This window comes from Hufsiella arboris (assembly GCF_009834875.1).
Taxonomy (GTDB): Bacteria; Bacteroidota; Bacteroidia; order Sphingobacteriales; family Sphingobacteriaceae; genus Hufsiella_A; species Hufsiella_A arboris.
Genome location: NZ_WVHT01000003.1, coordinates 221,864 through 239,772, shown reverse-complemented (window position 1 = coordinate 239,772; position 17,909 = coordinate 221,864). Strand labels below are relative to the sequence as shown.

General features: G+C 41.0%; 26 protein-coding genes. 23 read left to right on the top strand and 3 right to left on the bottom strand.

Going from position 1 to position 17,909, the window contains the following annotated elements:
• Nucleotides 1-2: 2 nt before the first annotated feature.
• Nucleotides 3-2,489, bottom strand: coding sequence for an HRDC domain-containing protein (locus GS399_RS20965; protein WP_160844107.1), 2,487 nt, complete (start codon nucleotides 2,487-2,489; stop codon nucleotides 3-5).
• A gap of 339 nt (nucleotides 2,490-2,828) precedes the next feature.
• On the opposite strand from GS399_RS20965, the gene rpsL reads away from it, so the two are divergent.
• The 4 genes from rpsL (at nucleotide 2,829) to rpsJ (ending at nucleotide 6,263) form a co-directional block, all read left to right on the top strand.
• Entirely contained in the window at nucleotides 2,829-3,242 is a 414-nt protein-coding gene (rpsL, locus tag GS399_RS08055) for a 30S ribosomal protein S12 (protein WP_067063087.1), read from the top strand.
• Nucleotides 3,243-3,255: 13 nt separating this feature from the next.
• Nucleotides 3,256-3,723 carry a 30S ribosomal protein S7 gene (gene rpsG, locus GS399_RS08050; protein WP_160844106.1) on the top strand — a complete coding sequence of 156 codons (468 nt, stop codon included), beginning with the start codon at nucleotides 3,256-3,258 and terminating at the stop codon, nucleotides 3,721-3,723.
• Between the two features lie 15 nt (nucleotides 3,724-3,738).
• Nucleotides 3,739-5,841, top strand: a complete 2,103-nt coding sequence (gene fusA, locus GS399_RS08045) for an elongation factor G (RefSeq protein ID WP_160844105.1) — start codon at nucleotides 3,739-3,741, stop codon at nucleotides 5,839-5,841.
• Between the two features lie 116 nt (nucleotides 5,842-5,957).
• Nucleotides 5,958-6,263, top strand: a complete 306-nt coding sequence (gene rpsJ / locus GS399_RS08040; RefSeq protein ID WP_040627320.1) for a 30S ribosomal protein S10 — start codon at nucleotides 5,958-5,960, stop codon at nucleotides 6,261-6,263.
• Between the two features lie 70 nt (nucleotides 6,264-6,333).
• Here rpsJ and GS399_RS08035 read toward each other — a convergent pair whose 3' ends face one another.
• Nucleotides 6,334-6,918: a porin family protein gene (locus GS399_RS08035; protein WP_160844104.1), complete on the bottom strand. Its 585-nt coding sequence runs from the start codon at nucleotides 6,916-6,918 to the stop codon at nucleotides 6,334-6,336.
• A gap of 127 nt (nucleotides 6,919-7,045) precedes the next feature.
• Entirely contained in the window at nucleotides 7,046-7,660 is a 615-nt protein-coding gene (locus GS399_RS08030) for a hypothetical protein (RefSeq protein WP_160844103.1), read from the bottom strand.
• A 91-nt stretch (nucleotides 7,661-7,751) separates the two neighbouring features.
• On the opposite strand from GS399_RS08030, the gene GS399_RS08025 reads away from it, so the two are divergent.
• From GS399_RS08025 to rpsE, 19 genes are all read left to right on the top strand, one after another.
• Entirely contained in the window at nucleotides 7,752-9,005 is a 1,254-nt protein-coding gene (locus GS399_RS08025; RefSeq protein ID WP_160844102.1) for a prephenate dehydrogenase, read from the top strand.
• Between the two features lie 449 nt (nucleotides 9,006-9,454).
• Complete coding sequence (rplC, locus tag GS399_RS08020) at nucleotides 9,455-10,072, top strand: 50S ribosomal protein L3 (protein ID WP_160844101.1); 618 nt, start codon at nucleotides 9,455-9,457, stop codon at nucleotides 10,070-10,072.
• Between the two features lie 4 nt (nucleotides 10,073-10,076).
• A complete protein-coding gene (gene rplD, locus GS399_RS08015) occupies nucleotides 10,077-10,706 on the top strand; it encodes a 50S ribosomal protein L4 (RefSeq protein ID WP_160844100.1) in 630 nt (209 codons plus the stop codon).
• 1 nt (nucleotide 10,707) lies between these two features.
• Nucleotides 10,708-10,998 (top strand): 50S ribosomal protein L23, encoded by a 291-nt coding sequence (gene rplW, locus GS399_RS08010; RefSeq protein WP_160844099.1) that lies wholly within the window; start codon nucleotides 10,708-10,710, stop codon nucleotides 10,996-10,998.
• Between the two features lie 6 nt (nucleotides 10,999-11,004).
• Nucleotides 11,005-11,829 carry a 50S ribosomal protein L2 gene (rplB, locus tag GS399_RS08005; protein ID WP_160844098.1) on the top strand — a complete coding sequence of 275 codons (825 nt, stop codon included), beginning with the start codon at nucleotides 11,005-11,007 and terminating at the stop codon, nucleotides 11,827-11,829.
• Nucleotides 11,829-12,095: a 30S ribosomal protein S19 gene (rpsS, locus tag GS399_RS20650; RefSeq protein ID WP_202409402.1), complete on the top strand. Its 267-nt coding sequence runs from the start codon at nucleotides 11,829-11,831 to the stop codon at nucleotides 12,093-12,095. The genes rplB and rpsS overlap by 1 nt, the downstream gene beginning before the upstream one ends.
• 3 nt (nucleotides 12,096-12,098) lie before the next feature.
• Entirely contained in the window at nucleotides 12,099-12,461 is a 363-nt protein-coding gene (gene rplV / locus GS399_RS20645) for a 50S ribosomal protein L22 (RefSeq protein ID WP_202409401.1), read from the top strand.
• Between the two features lie 4 nt (nucleotides 12,462-12,465).
• Nucleotides 12,466-13,332, top strand: a complete 867-nt coding sequence (gene rpsC / locus GS399_RS07995) for a 30S ribosomal protein S3 (protein WP_160844097.1) — start codon at nucleotides 12,466-12,468, stop codon at nucleotides 13,330-13,332.
• A 41-nt stretch (nucleotides 13,333-13,373) separates the two neighbouring features.
• The gene (rplP, locus tag GS399_RS07990; protein ID WP_160844096.1) at nucleotides 13,374-13,796 is read left to right on the top strand and encodes a 50S ribosomal protein L16; all 423 of its coding nucleotides are present in this window, start codon (nucleotides 13,374-13,376) and stop codon (nucleotides 13,794-13,796) included.
• 80 nt (nucleotides 13,797-13,876) lie between these two features.
• The gene (gene rpmC / locus GS399_RS07985) at nucleotides 13,877-14,110 is read left to right on the top strand and encodes a 50S ribosomal protein L29 (protein ID WP_160844095.1); all 234 of its coding nucleotides are present in this window, start codon (nucleotides 13,877-13,879) and stop codon (nucleotides 14,108-14,110) included.
• Between the two features lie 11 nt (nucleotides 14,111-14,121).
• The gene (gene rpsQ / locus GS399_RS07980; protein ID WP_160844094.1) at nucleotides 14,122-14,376 is read left to right on the top strand and encodes a 30S ribosomal protein S17; all 255 of its coding nucleotides are present in this window, start codon (nucleotides 14,122-14,124) and stop codon (nucleotides 14,374-14,376) included.
• A gap of 1 nt (nucleotide 14,377) precedes the next feature.
• Nucleotides 14,378-14,746 (top strand): 50S ribosomal protein L14, encoded by a 369-nt coding sequence (gene rplN, locus GS399_RS07975; protein WP_160844093.1) that lies wholly within the window; start codon nucleotides 14,378-14,380, stop codon nucleotides 14,744-14,746.
• A gap of 1 nt (nucleotide 14,747) precedes the next feature.
• Nucleotides 14,748-15,074, top strand: coding sequence for a 50S ribosomal protein L24 (gene rplX, locus GS399_RS07970; protein ID WP_160844092.1), 327 nt, complete (start codon nucleotides 14,748-14,750; stop codon nucleotides 15,072-15,074).
• Nucleotides 15,074-15,637, top strand: a complete 564-nt coding sequence (gene rplE / locus GS399_RS07965) for a 50S ribosomal protein L5 (protein ID WP_160844091.1) — start codon at nucleotides 15,074-15,076, stop codon at nucleotides 15,635-15,637. The genes rplX and rplE overlap by 1 nt, the downstream gene beginning before the upstream one ends.
• Nucleotides 15,630-15,899: a 30S ribosomal protein S14 gene (gene rpsN / locus GS399_RS07960; protein ID WP_160844090.1), complete on the top strand. Its 270-nt coding sequence runs from the start codon at nucleotides 15,630-15,632 to the stop codon at nucleotides 15,897-15,899. The genes rplE and rpsN overlap by 8 nt, the downstream gene beginning before the upstream one ends.
• Nucleotides 15,900-16,044: 145 nt before the next feature.
• Nucleotides 16,045-16,443 carry a 30S ribosomal protein S8 gene (gene rpsH, locus GS399_RS07955; protein ID WP_160844089.1) on the top strand — a complete coding sequence of 133 codons (399 nt, stop codon included), beginning with the start codon at nucleotides 16,045-16,047 and terminating at the stop codon, nucleotides 16,441-16,443.
• Between the two features lie 20 nt (nucleotides 16,444-16,463).
• A complete protein-coding gene (rplF, locus tag GS399_RS07950; RefSeq protein WP_160844088.1) occupies nucleotides 16,464-17,021 on the top strand; it encodes a 50S ribosomal protein L6 in 558 nt (185 codons plus the stop codon).
• Nucleotides 17,022-17,026: 5 nt separating this feature from the next.
• Nucleotides 17,027-17,380 (top strand): 50S ribosomal protein L18, encoded by a 354-nt coding sequence (gene rplR, locus GS399_RS07945; RefSeq protein WP_160844087.1) that lies wholly within the window; start codon nucleotides 17,027-17,029, stop codon nucleotides 17,378-17,380.
• A 10-nt stretch (nucleotides 17,381-17,390) separates the two neighbouring features.
• Complete coding sequence (gene rpsE / locus GS399_RS07940) at nucleotides 17,391-17,909, top strand: 30S ribosomal protein S5 (protein WP_160844086.1); 519 nt, start codon at nucleotides 17,391-17,393, stop codon at nucleotides 17,907-17,909.

The following is a 17,909-nucleotide window of genomic DNA, read 5'->3' as shown; positions in this document are numbered from 1 at the left end:
TACTAATTAGCTGGCACATCTGCAGCAGGTTGTTGAAGCTGTGCCAGTTTTACCGCAGCCCTGATCTCGGTGTACGAATAGCTGTCACCCATTTTAAACTTTAACTCGGTAAGTGGTAAAGCCAGTCCGTCGTTTTCGTTGATGAACGTAACCACTATATTTAACTTTTCGACATCGAAAACTTCGTCGGGTCTTAGTTCGCCGGTGCCGATATAATGCATAAGGTGTCCCTCAATGGTTGATTGCACGAAATTGCGTTCCCTGGAAATTTGAATAATAGTTTTTCCGTGCCTGAACATTTCTAGAGTAAGTAGCTTGGAATCCGTCCGTTCGGGTTTGAGTTTCTCCTGTAAGGCCGGTTGAAATTTTCTTGCTATTGCATGTTGTCTGCAGTAATTATCTATCAGTTCCAGAATGTCATTCCCAAATTTTTGTGTACGGGCTTTTCCAAAACCTTTGAGCATTTGCAATTCAGCCAGGTTGGACGGTAATAAGTCGATCAGCAGAACAAGAACTTTTTGGGGCAGTACGTAATACGCAGGCATGTTGTTTTCGGCGGCTAGATTATTACGCCATTTCTTTAGATCATTGTATAAAAGCGGATGGGACACATCCTTGTTTTCGTAGGATGTTGTTGCCTTTATCGGTTGCCTAGATGCTGTAAAGTCAATTTCCGCGTCCGACCTTACTTTCAGATAAGAAGCCGTTTTAAAACCTTCGGCGCAAATATTTAATACTGCTAACTTAACGAACACCTCTTTTTTAAGAGCCTCTATTGCTTCAACGGCTGCTTTCCTGGCGGCTTTATTGTCGGTTTCAACAAAAATCTGTTCAATTTGCAACTTTAGTTCTCCGTTTAATTTATTGACGAAATAAGTGCTGGCTTTGAATGCCCGGTCTTTAATTTCCGGGCTATCTTCGGGTATTGTGCCAGGCAATAAAAGCGTTTCAAGCTGCTTTTTAAACTGTGCTGCGATGGTAAAAATATGTTTCTCTGCCTCGTTTAACAGGTTGTTTATGTTTTCAAAAAAACTTCCTGGAAAACTTTTATCGTAATCTTCGGCTGTTTTTCTACAAGCGAGTAATCTATAGTTTAGATGCCTGAAGTCAAACAATTCAAGCAATAAGGATTTTTGATAGGCGATTTTTGACGATTCAAGTTGTTTGTCATCCGGAATGTTGTCGTTGACACTTTTGCTGAAGAGTGATACCGTCCCATCTGTCTTTACGCTGTTCAGCGCTAATGGGGATCTTAAGACCATTCCTTCCAGGGTTTTGCACCTGCTCAGTGCTACATAAACCTGTCCATGAGCGAATGATAAACCGGCATCAATAATTGCTTTGTCAAACGTTAGCCCCTGGCTTTTATGTATGGTAATAGCCCACGCCAGTTTGAGCGGGTATTGTGTGAAGCTTCCAATAACTTTCTCTTCAATTTCCTTTGACGTTGCATTGAGTTCGTACTTAAAGTTTTGCCATTCGACGGGCTGGATGAAAATTTCGGATCCGGTCGTACCGTCGCTGACAAAGATGCCACCGTTTGCAAACCGGGTAATTGCGCCGATTTTGCCGTTGTAATAAAGCTTGTCTTTCGATTGATCGTTCTTTACAAACATTACTTGCGCACCTTCCTTGAGTTCAAGCACTGGTGCAGTAGGGTAGATGTATTCAGGGAAGTCATCTTTTATGTCGGCTTTGAAAAATTTCGCGGGCTTTTCAAATTCTTTAAGTCGGTCGGCGTTAATTACATCGGCCGTTTGATTATGCGTGGTTAATGTGATGTAACCTTCGTAATTCCCAGGCTTCAAATCAGGAACATGCCGTTGGTTTAACTTATCAAGCACATCCGGTGTTATACGATTTTCACGCACATTGTTAAGTAAATCGATAAATACAAAATCGCTTTGCCTGTAAATATGATTTAACTCGATGGTCACAGGCGGATTTTCCTTCAATGCCTGGCTGCTAAAGAAATACAGGTTTGGATAATGTTCCTTTAATAGCATCCAGTCATCATTTTTTACAACGGGCGAAAGCTGGTGCAGATCGCCAATCATTAACAGTTGTATGCCGCCAAATGGTTGAGATGGGTTTTTATAACGACGCAGAATCTCGTCGATTCCGTCAAGCATATCTGCTCTCACCATACTGATTTCGTCGATTACCAGCAAATCGAGACTGCGAATCAGATTGATTTTATCCCTTGAAAATTTTCTGTTCGTGCTATCGTTGCCTTTAATGCCTTTTCCCGTTACCCGTTCAGCGAGGTATGGGCCAAAAGGCATCTGGAAAAGCGAGTGAATTGTAACTCCTCCGGCATTCATTGCAGCTACACCCGTGGGTGCTACAACCGCCATTCGTTTCAGCGAGCTCTTTCGGAGATTGTGCAAAAAAGTAGTTTTTCCAGTGCCGGCTTTTCCGGTTAAAAATATGTTTTTGTTTGTATACTGAACGAAGTTGTAAGCAAGCTGTAAACGTGGATTTTGCATGGTCAAAAATAGGCATCTAAAAGTCAAGTAGCGCAAAAATGAAGTTGCCGCCGGGGTTTAGCCGGATCAGAATCGTTTATAATCGTGTAAACACGGGTAACACGGATAGGCGTTGGCATCTGTCATAACAAAAGCTGATATAAATTATTTCTCTTCCTGAGATGTTTTGACGGGGCGGCTCGGGAGTTATCTGATTTTTAATTCTCTTTGAACCACCCATGTTTCCTGCATATTAAATATCCAAGAAACTTTATACAACCCCTTGAAAATCACAAATAAAAATTCTACTTTTGCAGTCCCAATTTAGGGATAGAAGAAAATTTAATTAAAAAACAGTAAATGCCTACTATTCAGCAATTAGTTAGGAAAGGTAGAGTAGCTATGGTTGACAAGAGTAAGTCGCCAGCGTTGGACAGCTGTCCACAGCGAAGAGGCGTATGCACACGTGTGTATACTACTACCCCTAAAAAACCAAACTCAGCAATGCGTAAAGTTGCCCGTGTACGTTTAACAAACGGTAAAGAGGTGAATGCCTACATCCCGGGAGAAGGACACAACTTACAGGAGCACTCAATCGTGTTAATCCGTGGCGGTCGTGTTAAGGATTTACCAGGTGTACGTTACCACATCATCCGTGGTGCATTGGATACATCAGGTGTTGCCGGTCGTAACCAACGTCGTTCTAAATATGGTACTAAACGCCCTAAACCAGGACAAGCAGCTGCTGCTCCTGCAAAAGGTAAAAAGAAATAAGGAGGAATAAGAAATGAGAAAGTCAAAACCGAAAAAAAGAATTCTTCTTCCTGATCCAAAGTTCAATGACGTGATGGTTACACGTTTTGTGAACAACATGATGTACGACGGAAAAAAATCTATCGCTTACTCTATATTTTATGATGCTGTTGAACTGGTTGAAAAGAAAACCAGCGAAAACGGTTTAGAAACATGGAAAAAAGCATTAAACAATGTAATGCCTGCTGTTGAGGTTAAATCTCGCCGTGTAGGTGGTGCAAACTTCCAGGTTCCTACAGAAGTTCGTCCAGAGCGTAAAATCGCTTTAGGTATGAAATGGCTGATCAGCTATTCACGTCGTCGTGGTGAAAAAACCATGATGGAAAAATTAGCCGGTGAAATCATCTCTGCTTCAAAAGGTGAAGGTGCTGCAGTGAAAAAGAAAGAGGATACGCACAAAATGGCAGAAGCTAACAAAGCATTCTCACATTTCCGTTTCTAATAAGAATACAATAAGATGTCAAGAGATTTAAGATATACAAGAAACATTGGGATTGCCGCTCACATTGATGCTGGTAAAACTACAACTACTGAGCGTATTCTGTATTATGCAGGTGTAAGCCACAAAATTGGCGAAGTTCACGAAGGTGCTGCAACAATGGACTGGATGGCACAGGAGCAGGAGCGTGGTATTACCATCACTTCGGCTGCTACAACTGTTAACTGGAAATACAGAGACCACAACTATCACATCAACATTATTGATACTCCCGGACACGTGGATTTCACCGTTGAGGTGAATCGTTCACTGCGTGTACTGGATGGTTTAGTTTTCTTGTTTTCTGCTGTTGATGGTGTTGAGCCTCAATCAGAAACAAACTGGAGACTTGCTAACAACTACAATGTTGCCCGTATTGGATTCGTAAATAAAATGGACCGCTCGGGTGCTGACTTTTTAAATGTTGTAAAACAGGTAAAAAGCATGCTGGGAAGCAACGCTGTTCCATTGCAGTTGCCAATCGGCGCGGAAGATAGCTTCAAAGGCGTTATCGATTTAATTAACTTCCGTGGTGTAGTATGGAACGAGCATGATAAAGGCATGACCTTTACTGAAGTTCCTATTCCCGAAGATATGGTTGAGGAAGCAACTGAATGGAGAGAAAAGTTACTTGAATCTGTTGCCGAGTACGATGAAACGTTGATGGAAAAATTCTTCGACGCTCCGGAAACAATTACCGAGCGTGAAGTATTAGACGCTTTGCGTAAAGCCGTTCTTGACGCTAAAATCGTTCCTATGGTTTGTGGTTCATCTTTTAAAAATAAAGGTGTACAAACTATGCTTGATTATGTGATGGAATTATTGCCTTCACCTATGGACGTAGAAGGTATCGTGGGTCACAACCCGGATACTGGTGAGGAGATTTTACGCAGACCAGATATCAAAGAACCGTTTTCGGCATTGGCATTTAAGATCGCAACTGATCCGTTTGTCGGTCGTTTATGCTTTATCCGTGTATACTCAGGTAACCTTGAAGCTGGGTCGTATGTTCACAACATGCGTTCAGACAATAAAGAACGTATTTCACGTATCTTCCAAATGCATGCTAACAAGCAAAACCCAATCCCTAACGTAGGTGCTGGTGATATTGCTGCGGTAGTAGGCTTTAAGGATATTAAAACAGGTGATACTCTTTGTGATGAGAAACACCCGATCATTCTTGAGTCAATGCAGTTCCCTGATCCGGTTATCGGTTTAGCTATCGAGCCTAAAACACAGGCTGATGTAGATAAATTAGGTTTAGCTTTGGGTAAACTGGCTGAAGAAGATCCAACTTTCCGTGTAAATTCTGACGAAGAAACCGGCCAGACCGTAATTTCAGGTATGGGTGAGCTTCACTTGGATATTATCATGGATCGTTTGAGACGTGAATTCAAAGTGGAAGTTAATCAGGGCGCTCCTCAGGTTGCTTACAAAGAAGCAATTACAGGAACTGTTCAACACCGTGAAACTTATAAGAAACAAACTGGTGGGCGTGGTAAATTTGCTGATATCCAGGTTATTATTTCACCTGCAGATGACGGTAAAGAAGGATTGCAATTTGTTAACGAAATCAGCGGTGGTGCTATTCCTCGTGAATATATCCCATCTGTAGAAAAGGGCTTTGCCGCTTCTATGGCGAATGGTGTATTAGCAGGATATCCGCTAACCAGCTTAAAAGTTCGTTTGATTGATGGTTCATTCCACGCAGTCGATTCAGATTCACTGTCGTTCGAAATTGCAGCGAAATCTGCTTACCGCGAAGCTTTGGTTAAATGTAAACCGGTATTGCTTGAGCCGATCATGAAAATCGAAATCCTTACCCCTGAAGAAAACATGGGTGATGTTATCGGTGACATGAACCGTCGTCGTGGCCAGCTTTTAGGTATGGATTCACGTGCAGGTTCACAGGTAATCAAAGCAACTGTGCCACTTTCTGAAATGTTCGGTTATGTAACTCAGTTACGTACCATCACTTCAGGTCGTGCAACGTCAACAATGGAGTTCGATCACTACGAAGAAGCTCCTCGTAACGTTCAGGACGAAGTTGTTGCAAAAGCAAAAGGTAAAGTAAGTGCATAAAAAGTATCAAGTAGAGAGTATAAAGTAGTTAGATTAACATCTTGATACTAGCTACTTGATAAATAATAACCCGTCTCCGTTATAAATAGCTCTAACGAAGGCACAATAAATAAAAAATGAGCCAAAGAATCAGAATTAAATTAAAATCGTACGATTATAACCTGGTTGATAAATCAGCTGAGAAAATCGTAAAAACAGTTAAACCTACGGGTGCTGTAGTAAGCGGACCGATTCCACTTCCAACTGAAAAGAAAATCTTTACAGTTTTGCGTTCACCGCACGTGAACAAAAAAGCTCGTGAGCAGTTCCAGTTGTGTTCTTACAAACGTTTGTTGGATATCTACAGTTCAAACTCTAAAACTGTTGATGCCTTGATGAAGCTTGAGTTGCCTAGCGGCGTTGAAGTAGAAATCAAAGTGTAACGAGATACTAATTCAAAAGAAAAGTCCGGCAGATTCATTCTGACCGGACTTTTCTTTTATGCATCAAATGTTATTGAGTAGCATCACTCTTAACTTTCTGTGCAGTACGAGCTCCAGGGAGATAGATTTGAAAACCTAAGCCGAAATTTAAATTATGCGCATAAGCGCTGCTGCCAAAACCTACGATGCCATTATATTTAAGTAAAGCTTCGAGGCCAATTGTCGGGGTAATAAAATAAGTATACCCGGGGCCAAAGCTAAAGCCTAAACCGTTGGTGTTTTCGCCGCTTTCACTATTGTTTGTACCTTGTATACCTACCGTTGCTTCACCAAAAATTCTGGAATTTTTGATTAAAACATCTGCGCCATTGCCAACATACTTTCTCCCAAGGGCGCTGACTCCATAAGTTATAAATGTTCCTGCACCCTTTGAAGTAGCCAGTCCAAAATCAACTTCACCTCCTAAGGCCGTGCCATTCTGAATAAACCATGCCGCCTTGGGGGAAATGTTAAAATTGAACGTGTTGGGGGCATCAAGGTCAAACTTGATATTTGAAAGGTCCGCGCCGACCATTACATTGCCCTGCTGTAATTGTGCTTGTGCGCCATTAATAGCAGCTGCTGCAATAATTAATGTAAACAGTAATTTTTTCATAAGATTGAATCAAGTGAAAGATGTGGTTAATTAATTTACGCGGGCACTAATAGCTTTACCTGAATAAGACTGAAAAAGTTTCAAAAAATATTGAAAAGAGTGATTTAAGTGTGATTATTACAATGTATTAACGGTTACGTGAATTTAGCTCCTCCAGTTTATTGCGTTCATCCTGTAACTCTCTGGCAAGTTTCTTCTCTTTTTCGTTGGCTTTCATTTTGTGACTTTGGAATTCTTCACTCAGCTCATTAAATAGCTTAATACGGTAACTGGCTTCATTTTTATATCCGATGGATTTAAAAATTATAATAGCAAGCGCGATTGCTAAAACAGCGATGATGCTCCATACAATTGTTGAGTAGGTTGATTTATTAACCTGAAATCCAAGCAGGCTGATTGAATTGGCCTGAGCGTTTGTTTGCTCCAGGTCCTGGTTTTTATCGTTAAGATTTCCCTGCAGCTTGCTTGTTTGCTCTTTTTGGTCGGCGATTGTTTTTTGTGCATTTGCAGTCTTTCTTTTTTCAGCTTTGAGAGAATCCGCGTAATTTCTCAAAAAAGGGTCCAGTTTCGCCTGTGATATAATTTTGTATCCCGGGTAGCCTTTTGATTTGTCGAGCAGCTGTTTATATTGTCCCTTAAGCGTCGGGTCATAAACTTTAGTGGTATCCTGAGCTTTTAAACTAAGCGATAAGCATAATAAAAATACTGTAAAGATAGGTTGAAGGTAGTTTTTGCTTTTCATATTCAAATATCAGTTAAAACTATTTAAACAGAAAGGTTTTAGTTTTATTATGAATCCGCGCTATATTCGTCGCGTTACAAAATTTAATTTGATGAAAATCGGGATTATCGGCTTAGGAGATATGGGAAAGCTCTACGCTAAAACTTTTGCGAGAGCCGGTTACCAGGTATATGGTTGTGATCTGCCTGAAAAACTGGATTTGCTAACTAAGGAGCTGCAGCAGTTTGATATCAAAGTGCTTCAATCAGGGGTAGATGTCTCCCGGACATGCGATTTTATTATTTATTCAACCGAAGCGGAAAAGATTGATGCGATCGTTTCTGCATATGGGCACGCAACCAAATACGGCGCGATCGTTGCAGGGCAAACCTCAGTAAAGCACCCGGAAATCGCAGCATTTGAAAAACATCTGCCTGCGGATGTAAATATTGTTACCTGTCATTCCTTGCACGGCCCCGGATTTCAAACGGAAGGTCAGTCTCTTATTGTAATCAGGCACCGGGCCAGTGACGAAGTATATCAAACAGCTTTAAAGGTTTATGAAGCGCTCGGTTCTATTATTTCTGAAATTCCTGATTTCCATAAGCATGACCAGATCATGGCCGATACGCAGGCGCTAACTCACATGGGTTTCGAAAGCATGGGCACTGCGTGGAAGAACGCGGGGTTTTTCCCCTGGGAAAATGCTTCTTATAATACCGGTGGAATAGATAACGTTAAAATTTTGATAACGCTCAGGATATTCGCTTATAAATCCCACGTTTATGCCGGCCTTGCTATATTAAATCCTTACGCGCGTAACCAGGTAAAGCAATATGCCCTCTCAGAATCTGAGTTATTTAAGATGATGATCCAGGAGAAAGAAGCGGAATTTCGCGAGCGTATTTACAAGGCCAGGGATTTTGTTTTTCACGAGAGTCGTGAACTGCTCATGTTAGATGAAGACGTTTTGAAACCAAAAGGCTTGTCAGCTGAAGTAAAGAGAAAACCAAATTCACACCTTAGTATATTAGCAATGGTTGATGCCTGGTATCATTTGGGCGTTAACCCATACGAGAACCTGATCGGGCAAACGCCGCCGTTTCGCCTCCGGCTTGGCATCGCTGAATATCTTTTTAAAAATGATGAATTGCTGGAGGAATCTATCCAGGCTGCTTTGTATGATAAAACCATCCGCGGCGATGACCTGGAATTTCACTCGGCTGTGCGTGAGTGGGCCTCGATCATTGGTTACGGAGATCTGCAAGGCTATAAAGCGCATTTTGAAGAAACAAAAGCTTTCTTTTCAGATAGGCTGGAAGATGGTTTGAAGCAAAGCGCGGAGCTGATTGGAAGATTAAGCTGATTATAAATCGTTAAGTTTATATCTAAAATATGAAGGTGATACAAGTCACGATTTAAACTTGCAGATGTATTGACCGAATAAAAACCTGGTGGTAACTAAGTATTTGAAAAGCAAAATCGATATTTCATCCGACCCGATAGTTCCATGTGCCGCTCATACTACTCGGGCCTTAACCACTTGGCCGGTATCCGCTTTGCCCGGGTCTGGACTCGCTCTAAATTTATCAATCGAAAATAGAGACCCGCTTAAACCCATCACTTCCAACACAAATTTCAACATCAAAATACACTTTCTCTCCGGACCAAACCTCCCTTTCTAAAATGTTAAAAAATAACTACTTAAGTATTTGATAATTAATTGATCTTTCCTATCTTTGCGGTCCCATTAAAGGGAGTATTATGCCTTGAACGAAGCCCTACTGCTTCGATGGGCGCAAAACAAAAAAGAAAATGTCAGGAATTATTGGAAAAAAAGTAGGAATGACCAGCATTTTCAACGCCGAAGGAAAGAACATTCCTTGTACGGTGATTGAGGCTGGGCCTTGCGTTGTTACGCAGGTTCGTACCGTCGAGAAAGATGGTTATGAAGCAGTTCAGTTAGCTTTCGACGAAAAGAAAGAAAAAAACACAACTGCCGCTCTAAAAGGACATTTCTCTAAAGCAAACACAACTCCAAAACGTAAGTTGGTGGAGTTCAAGACGTTTGAAGGTGAGAAAAGTTTAGGAGACACAATTACGGTTGATTTATTTGTCGAAGGCGATTTCGTCGATGTGGTAGGTACTTCAAAAGGTAAAGGTTTCCAGGGTGTGGTTAAACGCCACGGATTTGGTGGTGTTGGTGGTCAAACTCACGGACAGCATAACAGAATGCGTGCTCCGGGTTCATTGGGTGCGTCGTCGTGGCCTTCGCGTGTATTTAAAGGTATGCGTATGGCTGGTCGTACTGGTGGTGACCGTGTGAAGATTCAAAACTTGGAAGTATTGAAAGTTTACCCTGAGCAAAATTTATTAGTTGTTAGCGGTTCTGTACCGGGAGCAAAAGGTTCATTTGTAATCGTTGATAAATAAGAAGATGGAAGTTAAGGTAGTAAATATTTCAGGTAAAGAAACAGGTGCCAAGGTGCAACTTCCTGATGCGATCTTCGGTGTTGAGCCAAACGATCACGCGATCTATTTAGATGTGAAGCAATATCTGGCGAACCAACGTCAGGGTACTCACAAGTCAAAACAACGTAATGAAATTGCAGGTTCAACCCGCAAATTACATAAGCAAAAAGGTACTGGTGGTGCCCGTGCAGGTAGTGTTAAATCTCCATTGTTTAATGGTGGTGGTCGTGTATTTGGTCCGCAACCGCGTGATTATAGCTTTAAATTAAATAAGAAGCTTAAATCACTTGCGCGTAAATCAGCTTTATCATACAAAGCACAAGATAACAACATTGTAGTTTTAGAAGACTTCAACTTTGATTCGATTAAAACTAAAAACTATGTAAAGTTGGTTTCCGATTTAAAGGTTGCTGACGAGAAAACATTGTTAGTGTTGCCTGCGATAAACAACAATATTTATTTGTCAAGCAGAAATCTGAAGAAATCAAAAGTAGTTACCGCTGCTCAGTTAAATACATATGATGTATTGAACGCTGGTAAACTAATACTTACTGCAGAGACTGTTAAAACATTGGAGGAGGCATTTGCCAAGTAAGATGGAAATTTTAAAGAAACCGATTTTAACAGAAAAAGCTTCGTTATTAACTGAAAAGTTAAATCGCTTTGCTTTTAAAGTAGACCACAGAGCCAATAAATTACAGATCAAATCTGCAATTGAGCAAATGTTTGGTGTAAACATCGTAGCGGTGAACACCATGGTGGTTTTTGGAAAAACAAAATCACGTAACACTAAAGCTGGTATCGTTACAGGTAATTCACCTAAATACAAGAAAGCAATCGTTACGTTGAAAGATGGTGAAACTATTGACTTTTACAGCAATATATAATTAGACATGGCAGTTAAAAGATTTAAACCAGTTACCCCAGGTACTCGTTTCCGTGTAGGAGCCGATTATTCTGATGTTACTACGAACGTTCCTGAAAAATCGTTGGTAGTTTCTATCAAGAAATCTGGTGGTAGAAATAACTCTGGTAAAATGACTATGCGTTATCTCGGTGGGGGACATAAAAAGTCATACCGATTGATTGATTTTAAACGCGATAAAAAAGATATCCCCGCAACAGTTGCCACAATTGAGTACGATCCAAATCGTACAGCGCGTATCGCTCTTCTGAATTATGCAGATGGTGAGAAGCGTTACATCATTGCTCCTGAAGGATTGCAGGTAGGCCAGGTAATCACATCTGGCGAAACATCAGCTCCTGAAGTTGGAAATGCGTTACCGTTAAAGAATATCCCTTTAGGTTCGATCATTCACGCGATTGAATTGAATCCTGGTCAGGGTGCTTCTATTGCACGTAGCGCAGGTACTTATGCTCAGCTTTCAGCACGTGATGGTAAATATGCCATCATTAAAATGCCTTCAGGCGAAACACGTATGATCCTTGCTACATGTATGGCAACTATCGGAACGGTTTCAAACTCTGAAAAATCGAACGAAGTGTTGGGTAAAGCGGGTAGAAAACGCTGGTTAGGTCGTCGTCCTCGTGTTCGTGGTGTTGCCATGAACCCGGTAGATCACCCTATGGGTGGTGGTGAAGGCCGTTCATCAGGTGGTCACCCACGCTCACGCAAAGGTTTATTAGCTAAAGGCTACAAAACCCGCGACAAGAAGAAAACATCGGATCGTTACATCATTGAGAGAAGGAAAAAATAATGGCTCGTTCAATTAAAAAAGGACCATACATCGATCATAACCTTTTGAAAAAGGTAGATGTATTAAATGAAAGCAGCAAGAAAACTGTTGTTAAAACATGGTCACGCAGATCAATGATTTCACCGGATTTCGTTGGTCACACTTTCGCAGTTCACAACGGAAATAAATTCATTCCGGTTTATGTAACTGAAAATATGGTTGGTCACAAGTTGGGAGAATTTGCTCCAACCAGGACATTTAGAGGTCACGCTGAAAAGAAAAAATAAGCAATGGAAGCAGTAGCAAAATTAAATAATTGCCCTACCTCACCTCGTAAGATGAGATTAGTAGTAGATCTTATTCGTGGCGAGCGTGTTGAAAAAGCGTTATACATTTTAAAGTATACGAACAAAGAGGCTGCACAACGAGTTGAAAAACTCCTCTTGTCTGCTATCAAAAACTGGGAGGCTAAAAACGAAGGCCAACGCCCTGAAGATAATTTACTGTTTGTAAAAACAGTATTTGTTGATGGCGGTCGCCAGTTGAAAAGGTTAAGACCAGCTCCACAGGGACGTGGTTACAGAATTCGCAAGCGTTCTAACCATGTAACACTGGTAGTTGACGCTAAGAATATCGAATCTCAAACTAAATAAGGAAATGGGACAAAAAGCACATCCAATAGGTAACAGATTAGGAATCATCAAAGGTTGGGATTCTAACTGGTTCGGTGGCAACAACTACTCCGATAAATTAGTTGAGGACGAAAAAATCAGAAAATATATTGCTGCACGTATCTCTAAAGGCGGGATATCAAAAGTTGTTATCGAGCGTACGCTAAAACGTATTACCGTAACAGTTCATACTGCCCGTCCGGGAATCGTGATCGGTAAAGGTGGCCAGGAAGTTGACCGTTTGAAAGAAGAGTTGAAAAAACTGACTAAAAAGGACGTTCAGATCAACATCTTCGAAATCAAACGCCCTGAGCTTGATGCACAATTAGTTGGCGAAGGTATCGCTAAGCAACTTGAAGCTCGTATTTCATTCCGTCGTGCAATGAAAACAGCGATCGCATCAACGATGCGTATGGGTGCTGAAGGTATCAAAGTAATGACTAGCGGTCGTTTAGGTGGTGCTGAAATGGCACGTACCGAGCAATATAAAGAAGGAAGAATTCCTCTGCATACTTTCCGTGCTGACATCGATTACGCTTTAGCTGAAGCACATACCACTTACGGTAAAATCGGTATCAAAGTATGGATCTGTAAAGGTGAAGTTTACGGTAAACGTGACTTGTCTCCAAATATCGGACAGACTACCGGCGTAAAAACACGTAACCCTGAAGGTGCTGCATCATTCGGTGACAGAAACGACAGACGTGGTGGCGGAAACGACAGACGCGGTGGAAATGACAGACGTGGCGGCGATAACCGCGGCGGAGGTCAAAATCGCGGCGGAGGTCAGAACCGTGGTGGTGGTCAGAACCGTGGCGGAAACGCTGGTGGCGGTTTCAGAGGTAAAAAATAATTAAGTATTAGACATCGTTTTTGCGATAAATAAATAAGAAGATGTTACAGCCAAAAAGAACGAAGTTCAGAAAGATGCAGAAAGGCAGGATGAAAGGTCTTGCTGGCCGTGGTGCCGAACTTGCTTTCGGTTCTTTCGGAATTAAATCATTAGAACCAGCGTGGATTACCAGCCGTCAGATAGAAGCTGCCCGTATCGCCGTAACCCGTTTCATGAAACGTGAAGGCCAGGTGTGGATCCGTATTTTCCCGGATAAGCCAGTAACTAAGAAACCAGCTGAAGTACGTATGGGTAAAGGTAAAGGTGCGCCTGAGTATTGGGTAGCAGTTGTACGCCCAGGAAGAATGATTTTTGAAGCTGAAGGTGTGCCTTTGGATATTGCCAAAGAAGCATTGCGTTTAGCCGCTCAAAAATTACCGGTTCAAACAAAATTTGTAGTGCGTAGAGATTACGCGGAAGCATAAGAAAGTTTAAAGTTGAAAGTTGTAGGTTATAAGTCAATTACTTACAACTTAAAAACTTACAACTTATAACTTGTAAAAAGATGAAAAACTCAGAAATATTAGAGCTATCAAAAGAGGAGATTGTTGCTCGCATCGGCGAGGAAAAAACCAATCTTACTAAATTAAAATTTGCGCATGCAGTTTCTGCCATCGAGAATCCAACTCGTATAAACAAAGTCAGAAAAGACATCGCACGTTTAACAACAGAATTGACTAAGCGCAACGCGGAAGCTAAAGCATCTGCCGAGTCAAAGTCCGCTTCTGAAACTGAATAATTAAAGTCGAAATGGAAAGACAATTAAGGAAAACACGTATCGGGTTAGTTGTAAGCAACAAAATGGCGAAATCCATTGTGGTTGCTGTAGAACGTAAAGTGAAACACCCGATCTATGGTAAGTTCGTAAAGAAAACTACCAAATTTATGGCTCATGACGAGACTAACACTTGCGGTATCGGAGATACAGTGTTAATAATGGAAACTCGTCCGCTGAGTAAAACTAAGAACTGGAGATTAGTTGAAATTTTAGAGAGGGCTAAGTAACATGGTACAACAGGAATCAAGACTGAATGTTGCTGACAACAGCGGTGCTAAAGAAGTTTTAGTGATCCGTGTTTTAGGTGGTACTGCGAAGCGTTATGCTTCATTGGGAGATAAAATTGTAGTGTCTGTAAAAAGCGCTATTCCTGCAGGAAACATCAAAAAAGGTACTGTATCGAAAGCAGTAGTTGTTAGAACTAAAAAAGAAGTACGCCGTAAAGACGGTTCGTACATCCGTTTCGACGATAACGCAGCTGTATTACTGAATAATCAGGATGAGCCGCGTGGAACACGTATTTTTGGCCCGGTAGCCAGAGAGTTACGTGAAAAACAATTCATGAAAATTGTATCATTAGCTCCGGAGGTATTGTAACATGGGAAATATTAAATTAAAAATCCGTAAAGGCGACCAGGTTCAGGTTATTGCCGGCGACTCAAAAGGTAAGCAAGGTAAAGTACTTGAAGTATTGGTAGATAAGAACCGTGCGATTGTTGAAGGTGCCAATATGGTGTCAAAACATACAAAACCTAACGCCGCAAATCCAAACGGTGGTATCGTTAAGCAGGAAGCCGCTATTCACATCTCAAACCTTATGGTTGTTGACGTGAAAACTGGCAAGCCAAGCCGTGTTGGTAAAAAATTAAATGCTGATGGTAAATCAGTTCGTGTAGCTAAAAAATCTGGGGAGGAAATTAAGTAATGACTTACGTACCAAGATTAAAATCGAAATATAAAGAAGATATCCGTACCGCACTGAAAGAGAAATTTCAGTACAAAAGCGTGATGCAGGTTCCTAAATTGCAAAAAATTGCAATCAACCAGGGTGTTGGTGGTGCTTCTACCGACAAAAAACTGATTGAAAATGCAATCACTGAGTTGTCAACTATCACAGGTCAGCAAGCGATTTCAGCGAAATCTAAAAAGGATATCTCAAACTTCAAATTGCGTAAAGGAATGCCGATCGGTGTTCGTGTAACGTTACGTGATAATAACATGTATGAGTTTCTTGATCGTTTGATCGCAGTAGCTCTTCCTCGTATCCGTGATTTCAAAGGTATCAATGATAAAGGATTTGACGGACGTGGTAACTATACTTTAGGTATCACTGAGCAAATCATTTTCCCTGAGATCAACATTGACAAGATCAACAAGATACAGGGTATGGATATTACATTCGTAACTTCTGCCAAGACTGATGTTGAAGCATTAGAGTTATTGAAACAATTTGGTTTACCATTTAAAAATCAGAATACAAATGGCTAAAGAAGGTATCAAAGCGCGTGAAGTAAAACGTGCGAAATTAGTTGCCAAGTTCGCTGAAAAAAGAGCTGCTTTAAAAGCTGCGGGCGACTTCGAAGCTTTAGATAAATTACCTAAAAATGCTTCACCTGTACGTTTGCACAACCGTTGTAAATTAACAGGCCGTCCTCGCGGTTATATGCGTCAGTTCGGAATTTCACGTGTAACTTTCCGTGAAATGGCACTTGCCGGTAAAATTCCGGGAGTGAAGAAAGCAAGCTGGTAATCAGAAAATTAAAGCAAAGTGCGAAAAGTGTAAAATAATATTTACCTTTGCGCCCTTTGCTTTCAGCACATAAAGAGAATTTTAACCGATGGAAGGTCGTCCCGATGAGGTATCGGGAAGGAAACCGCCGTCATAATTTTATATAATGAATACAGATCCAATAGCAGATTATCTTACACGAGTAAGGAATGCCATTAAGGCCAACCACCGGGTTGTAGAAATTCCTGCATCAAACCTCAAAAAGGAAATTACAAAAGTACTTTTTGATAAAGGTTACATCGCGAACTACAAGTTTGACGACAGTACAGTACAAGGCGTTATTAAAATCGCTTTAAAGTATCATCCGATTACTAAAGTTCCTGCTATTCGCACGATTGACCGTGTGAGTAAACCAGGTTTGAGAAAGTATGCAGGTGTTGCAAAAATGCCACGAGTATTAAACGGTTTAGGGATTGCTATCCTATCAACTTCTAAAGGTGTAATGACTGACAAAGAAGCTAAGAACCTGAACATCGGCGGCGAAGTATTGTGTTACGTATATTAATCACAAGGAGAGTTTAAACGATGTCAAGAGTAGGTAAAGCCCCAATTGCAATTCCGGCTGGCGTTACGGTTACAGTATCAGAGAAAAATCTGGTTACAGTAAAAGGCCCTAAAGGTGAGTTAACCCAGCAAGTAGATAGCGACATGACCATCGCACAGGAAGATGGTAATGTATTAGTACAACGTCCTTCAGAACAAAAACGTCATAAAGCATTACATGGTTTATACCGTGCGCTGATCAATAACATGGTTAAAGGCGTTACAGAAGGTTATAAAACTGAACAAGAACTGGTAGGTGTGGGTTACCGCGCTACAAACCAGGGTAACACACTTGATTTGGTTTTAGGTTATTCTCACCACTATGTGTTTGAATTGCCAAAAGAAATTAAAGTATCAACAACTGCTGAAAAAGGTAAAAACCCAACAATTATTTTAGAAAGCATCGACAAGCAATTGCTTGGACAGGTTGCAGCTAAAATACGCTCACTACGCGCACCAGAGCCTTACAAAGGTAAAGGTATCAAGTTTGTTGGTGAAGTGTTAAGAAGAAAAGCAGGTAAATCAGCATCTAAAAAATAATCATCATGGCAGTAAGAAAATTATCTCGCAGAGAGCGAATTAAGAAAGGCATCAGAAAGAGATTGACCGGTTCTGCAGAACGCCCACGGTTATCGGTGTTTCGTAGCAACAAAGGTATCTACGCCCAGATTATTGATGACAACGATGGTAAAACCTTAGTTTCAGCATCATCTTTATCAAAAGATTTTTCTGCAACAGGTAATAAATCTGATCAGTCAAAAGCTGTTGGTAAACAAGTTGCCGAAAAAGCATTGGCAGCTGGTATCAGTTCAGTAGTGTTTGACAGAAATGGTTACTTATACCATGGTCGTATTAAATCACTTGCAGAAGGTGCACGTGAAGCTGGTTTAATTTTTTAATTGAAGAGAGATGTCAACTATTAATATAAAAAGAGTAAAATCAAGCGAAATCGAATTGAAAGATCGCTTGGTGAGCATCCAGCGTGTAGCCAAAGTTACCAAAGGCGGACGTACTTTCAGCTTTTCGGCCATTGTGGTTGTTGGTGATGAAAACGGTGTTGTTGGTTACGGTTTAGGTAAAGCTAAAGAGGTTACTGAAGCAATTGCCAAAGGTGTTGATGATGCTAAGAAAAATCTCGTTAAGGTTCCTGTTATCAATGGCACAGTACCTCACGAGCAATATGGTAAATTTTCAGGCGGTTTTGTTTTCATTAAACCTGCAGCTAACGGTACCGGTGTAATTGCCGGTGGTGCGATGCGTGCAGTTTTGGAAAGTGCCGGAGTACATAACGTATTGGCTAAGTCAAAAGGTTCATCAAACCCACATAACGTGGTTAAAGCAACAGTTGCGGCGTTATCACAATTGCGTGACGCTTACACAGTAGCTCAAACACGCGGTGTGGACTTAAATAAAGTTTTTAACGGATAA

Bases quoted from the DNA above. Each gene is read 5' to 3' on its own strand.
- rplN (WP_160844093.1), top strand. From the start codon at position 14,378: ATGGTACAACAGGAATCAAGACTGAATGTTGCTGACAACAGCGGTGCT.
- GS399_RS20965 (WP_160844107.1), bottom strand. From the start codon at position 2,489: ATGCAAAATCCACGTTTACAGCTTGCTTACAACTTCGTTCAGTATACA.
- rpsJ (WP_040627320.1), top strand. From the start codon at position 5,958: ATGAGCCAAAGAATCAGAATTAAATTAAAATCGTACGATTATAACCTG.
- rplE (WP_160844091.1), top strand. From the start codon at position 15,074: ATGACTTACGTACCAAGATTAAAATCGAAATATAAAGAAGATATCCGT.
- fusA (WP_160844105.1), top strand. From the start codon at position 3,739: ATGTCAAGAGATTTAAGATATACAAGAAACATTGGGATTGCCGCTCAC.
- GS399_RS08030 (WP_160844103.1), bottom strand. From the start codon at position 7,660: ATGAAAAGCAAAAACTACCTTCAACCTATCTTTACAGTATTTTTATTA.
- rpsN (WP_160844090.1), top strand. From the start codon at position 15,630: ATGGCTAAAGAAGGTATCAAAGCGCGTGAAGTAAAACGTGCGAAATTA.
- rpsL (WP_067063087.1), top strand. From the start codon at position 2,829: ATGCCTACTATTCAGCAATTAGTTAGGAAAGGTAGAGTAGCTATGGTT.
- rpsS (WP_202409402.1), top strand. From the start codon at position 11,829: ATGGCTCGTTCAATTAAAAAAGGACCATACATCGATCATAACCTTTTG.
- rplV (WP_202409401.1), top strand. From the start codon at position 12,099: ATGGAAGCAGTAGCAAAATTAAATAATTGCCCTACCTCACCTCGTAAG.
- GS399_RS08035 (WP_160844104.1), bottom strand. From the start codon at position 6,918: ATGAAAAAATTACTGTTTACATTAATTATTGCAGCAGCTGCTATTAAT.
- rplF (WP_160844088.1), top strand. From the start codon at position 16,464: ATGTCAAGAGTAGGTAAAGCCCCAATTGCAATTCCGGCTGGCGTTACG.
- rpsG (WP_160844106.1), top strand. From the start codon at position 3,256: ATGAGAAAGTCAAAACCGAAAAAAAGAATTCTTCTTCCTGATCCAAAG.
- rplC (WP_160844101.1), top strand. From the start codon at position 9,455: ATGTCAGGAATTATTGGAAAAAAAGTAGGAATGACCAGCATTTTCAAC.
- rpsE (WP_160844086.1), top strand. From the start codon at position 17,391: ATGTCAACTATTAATATAAAAAGAGTAAAATCAAGCGAAATCGAATTG.
- rplP (WP_160844096.1), top strand. From the start codon at position 13,374: ATGTTACAGCCAAAAAGAACGAAGTTCAGAAAGATGCAGAAAGGCAGG.
- rplX (WP_160844092.1), top strand. From the start codon at position 14,748: ATGGGAAATATTAAATTAAAAATCCGTAAAGGCGACCAGGTTCAGGTT.
- rpsC (WP_160844097.1), top strand. From the start codon at position 12,466: ATGGGACAAAAAGCACATCCAATAGGTAACAGATTAGGAATCATCAAA.
- rpsQ (WP_160844094.1), top strand. From the start codon at position 14,122: ATGGAAAGACAATTAAGGAAAACACGTATCGGGTTAGTTGTAAGCAAC.
- rplW (WP_160844099.1), top strand. From the start codon at position 10,708: ATGGAAATTTTAAAGAAACCGATTTTAACAGAAAAAGCTTCGTTATTA.
- rplR (WP_160844087.1), top strand. From the start codon at position 17,027: ATGGCAGTAAGAAAATTATCTCGCAGAGAGCGAATTAAGAAAGGCATC.
- rpmC (WP_160844095.1), top strand. From the start codon at position 13,877: ATGAAAAACTCAGAAATATTAGAGCTATCAAAAGAGGAGATTGTTGCT.
- rpsH (WP_160844089.1), top strand. From the start codon at position 16,045: ATGAATACAGATCCAATAGCAGATTATCTTACACGAGTAAGGAATGCC.
- rplB (WP_160844098.1), top strand. From the start codon at position 11,005: ATGGCAGTTAAAAGATTTAAACCAGTTACCCCAGGTACTCGTTTCCGT.
- GS399_RS08025 (WP_160844102.1), top strand. From the start codon at position 7,752: ATGAAAATCGGGATTATCGGCTTAGGAGATATGGGAAAGCTCTACGCT.
- rplD (WP_160844100.1), top strand. From the start codon at position 10,077: ATGGAAGTTAAGGTAGTAAATATTTCAGGTAAAGAAACAGGTGCCAAG.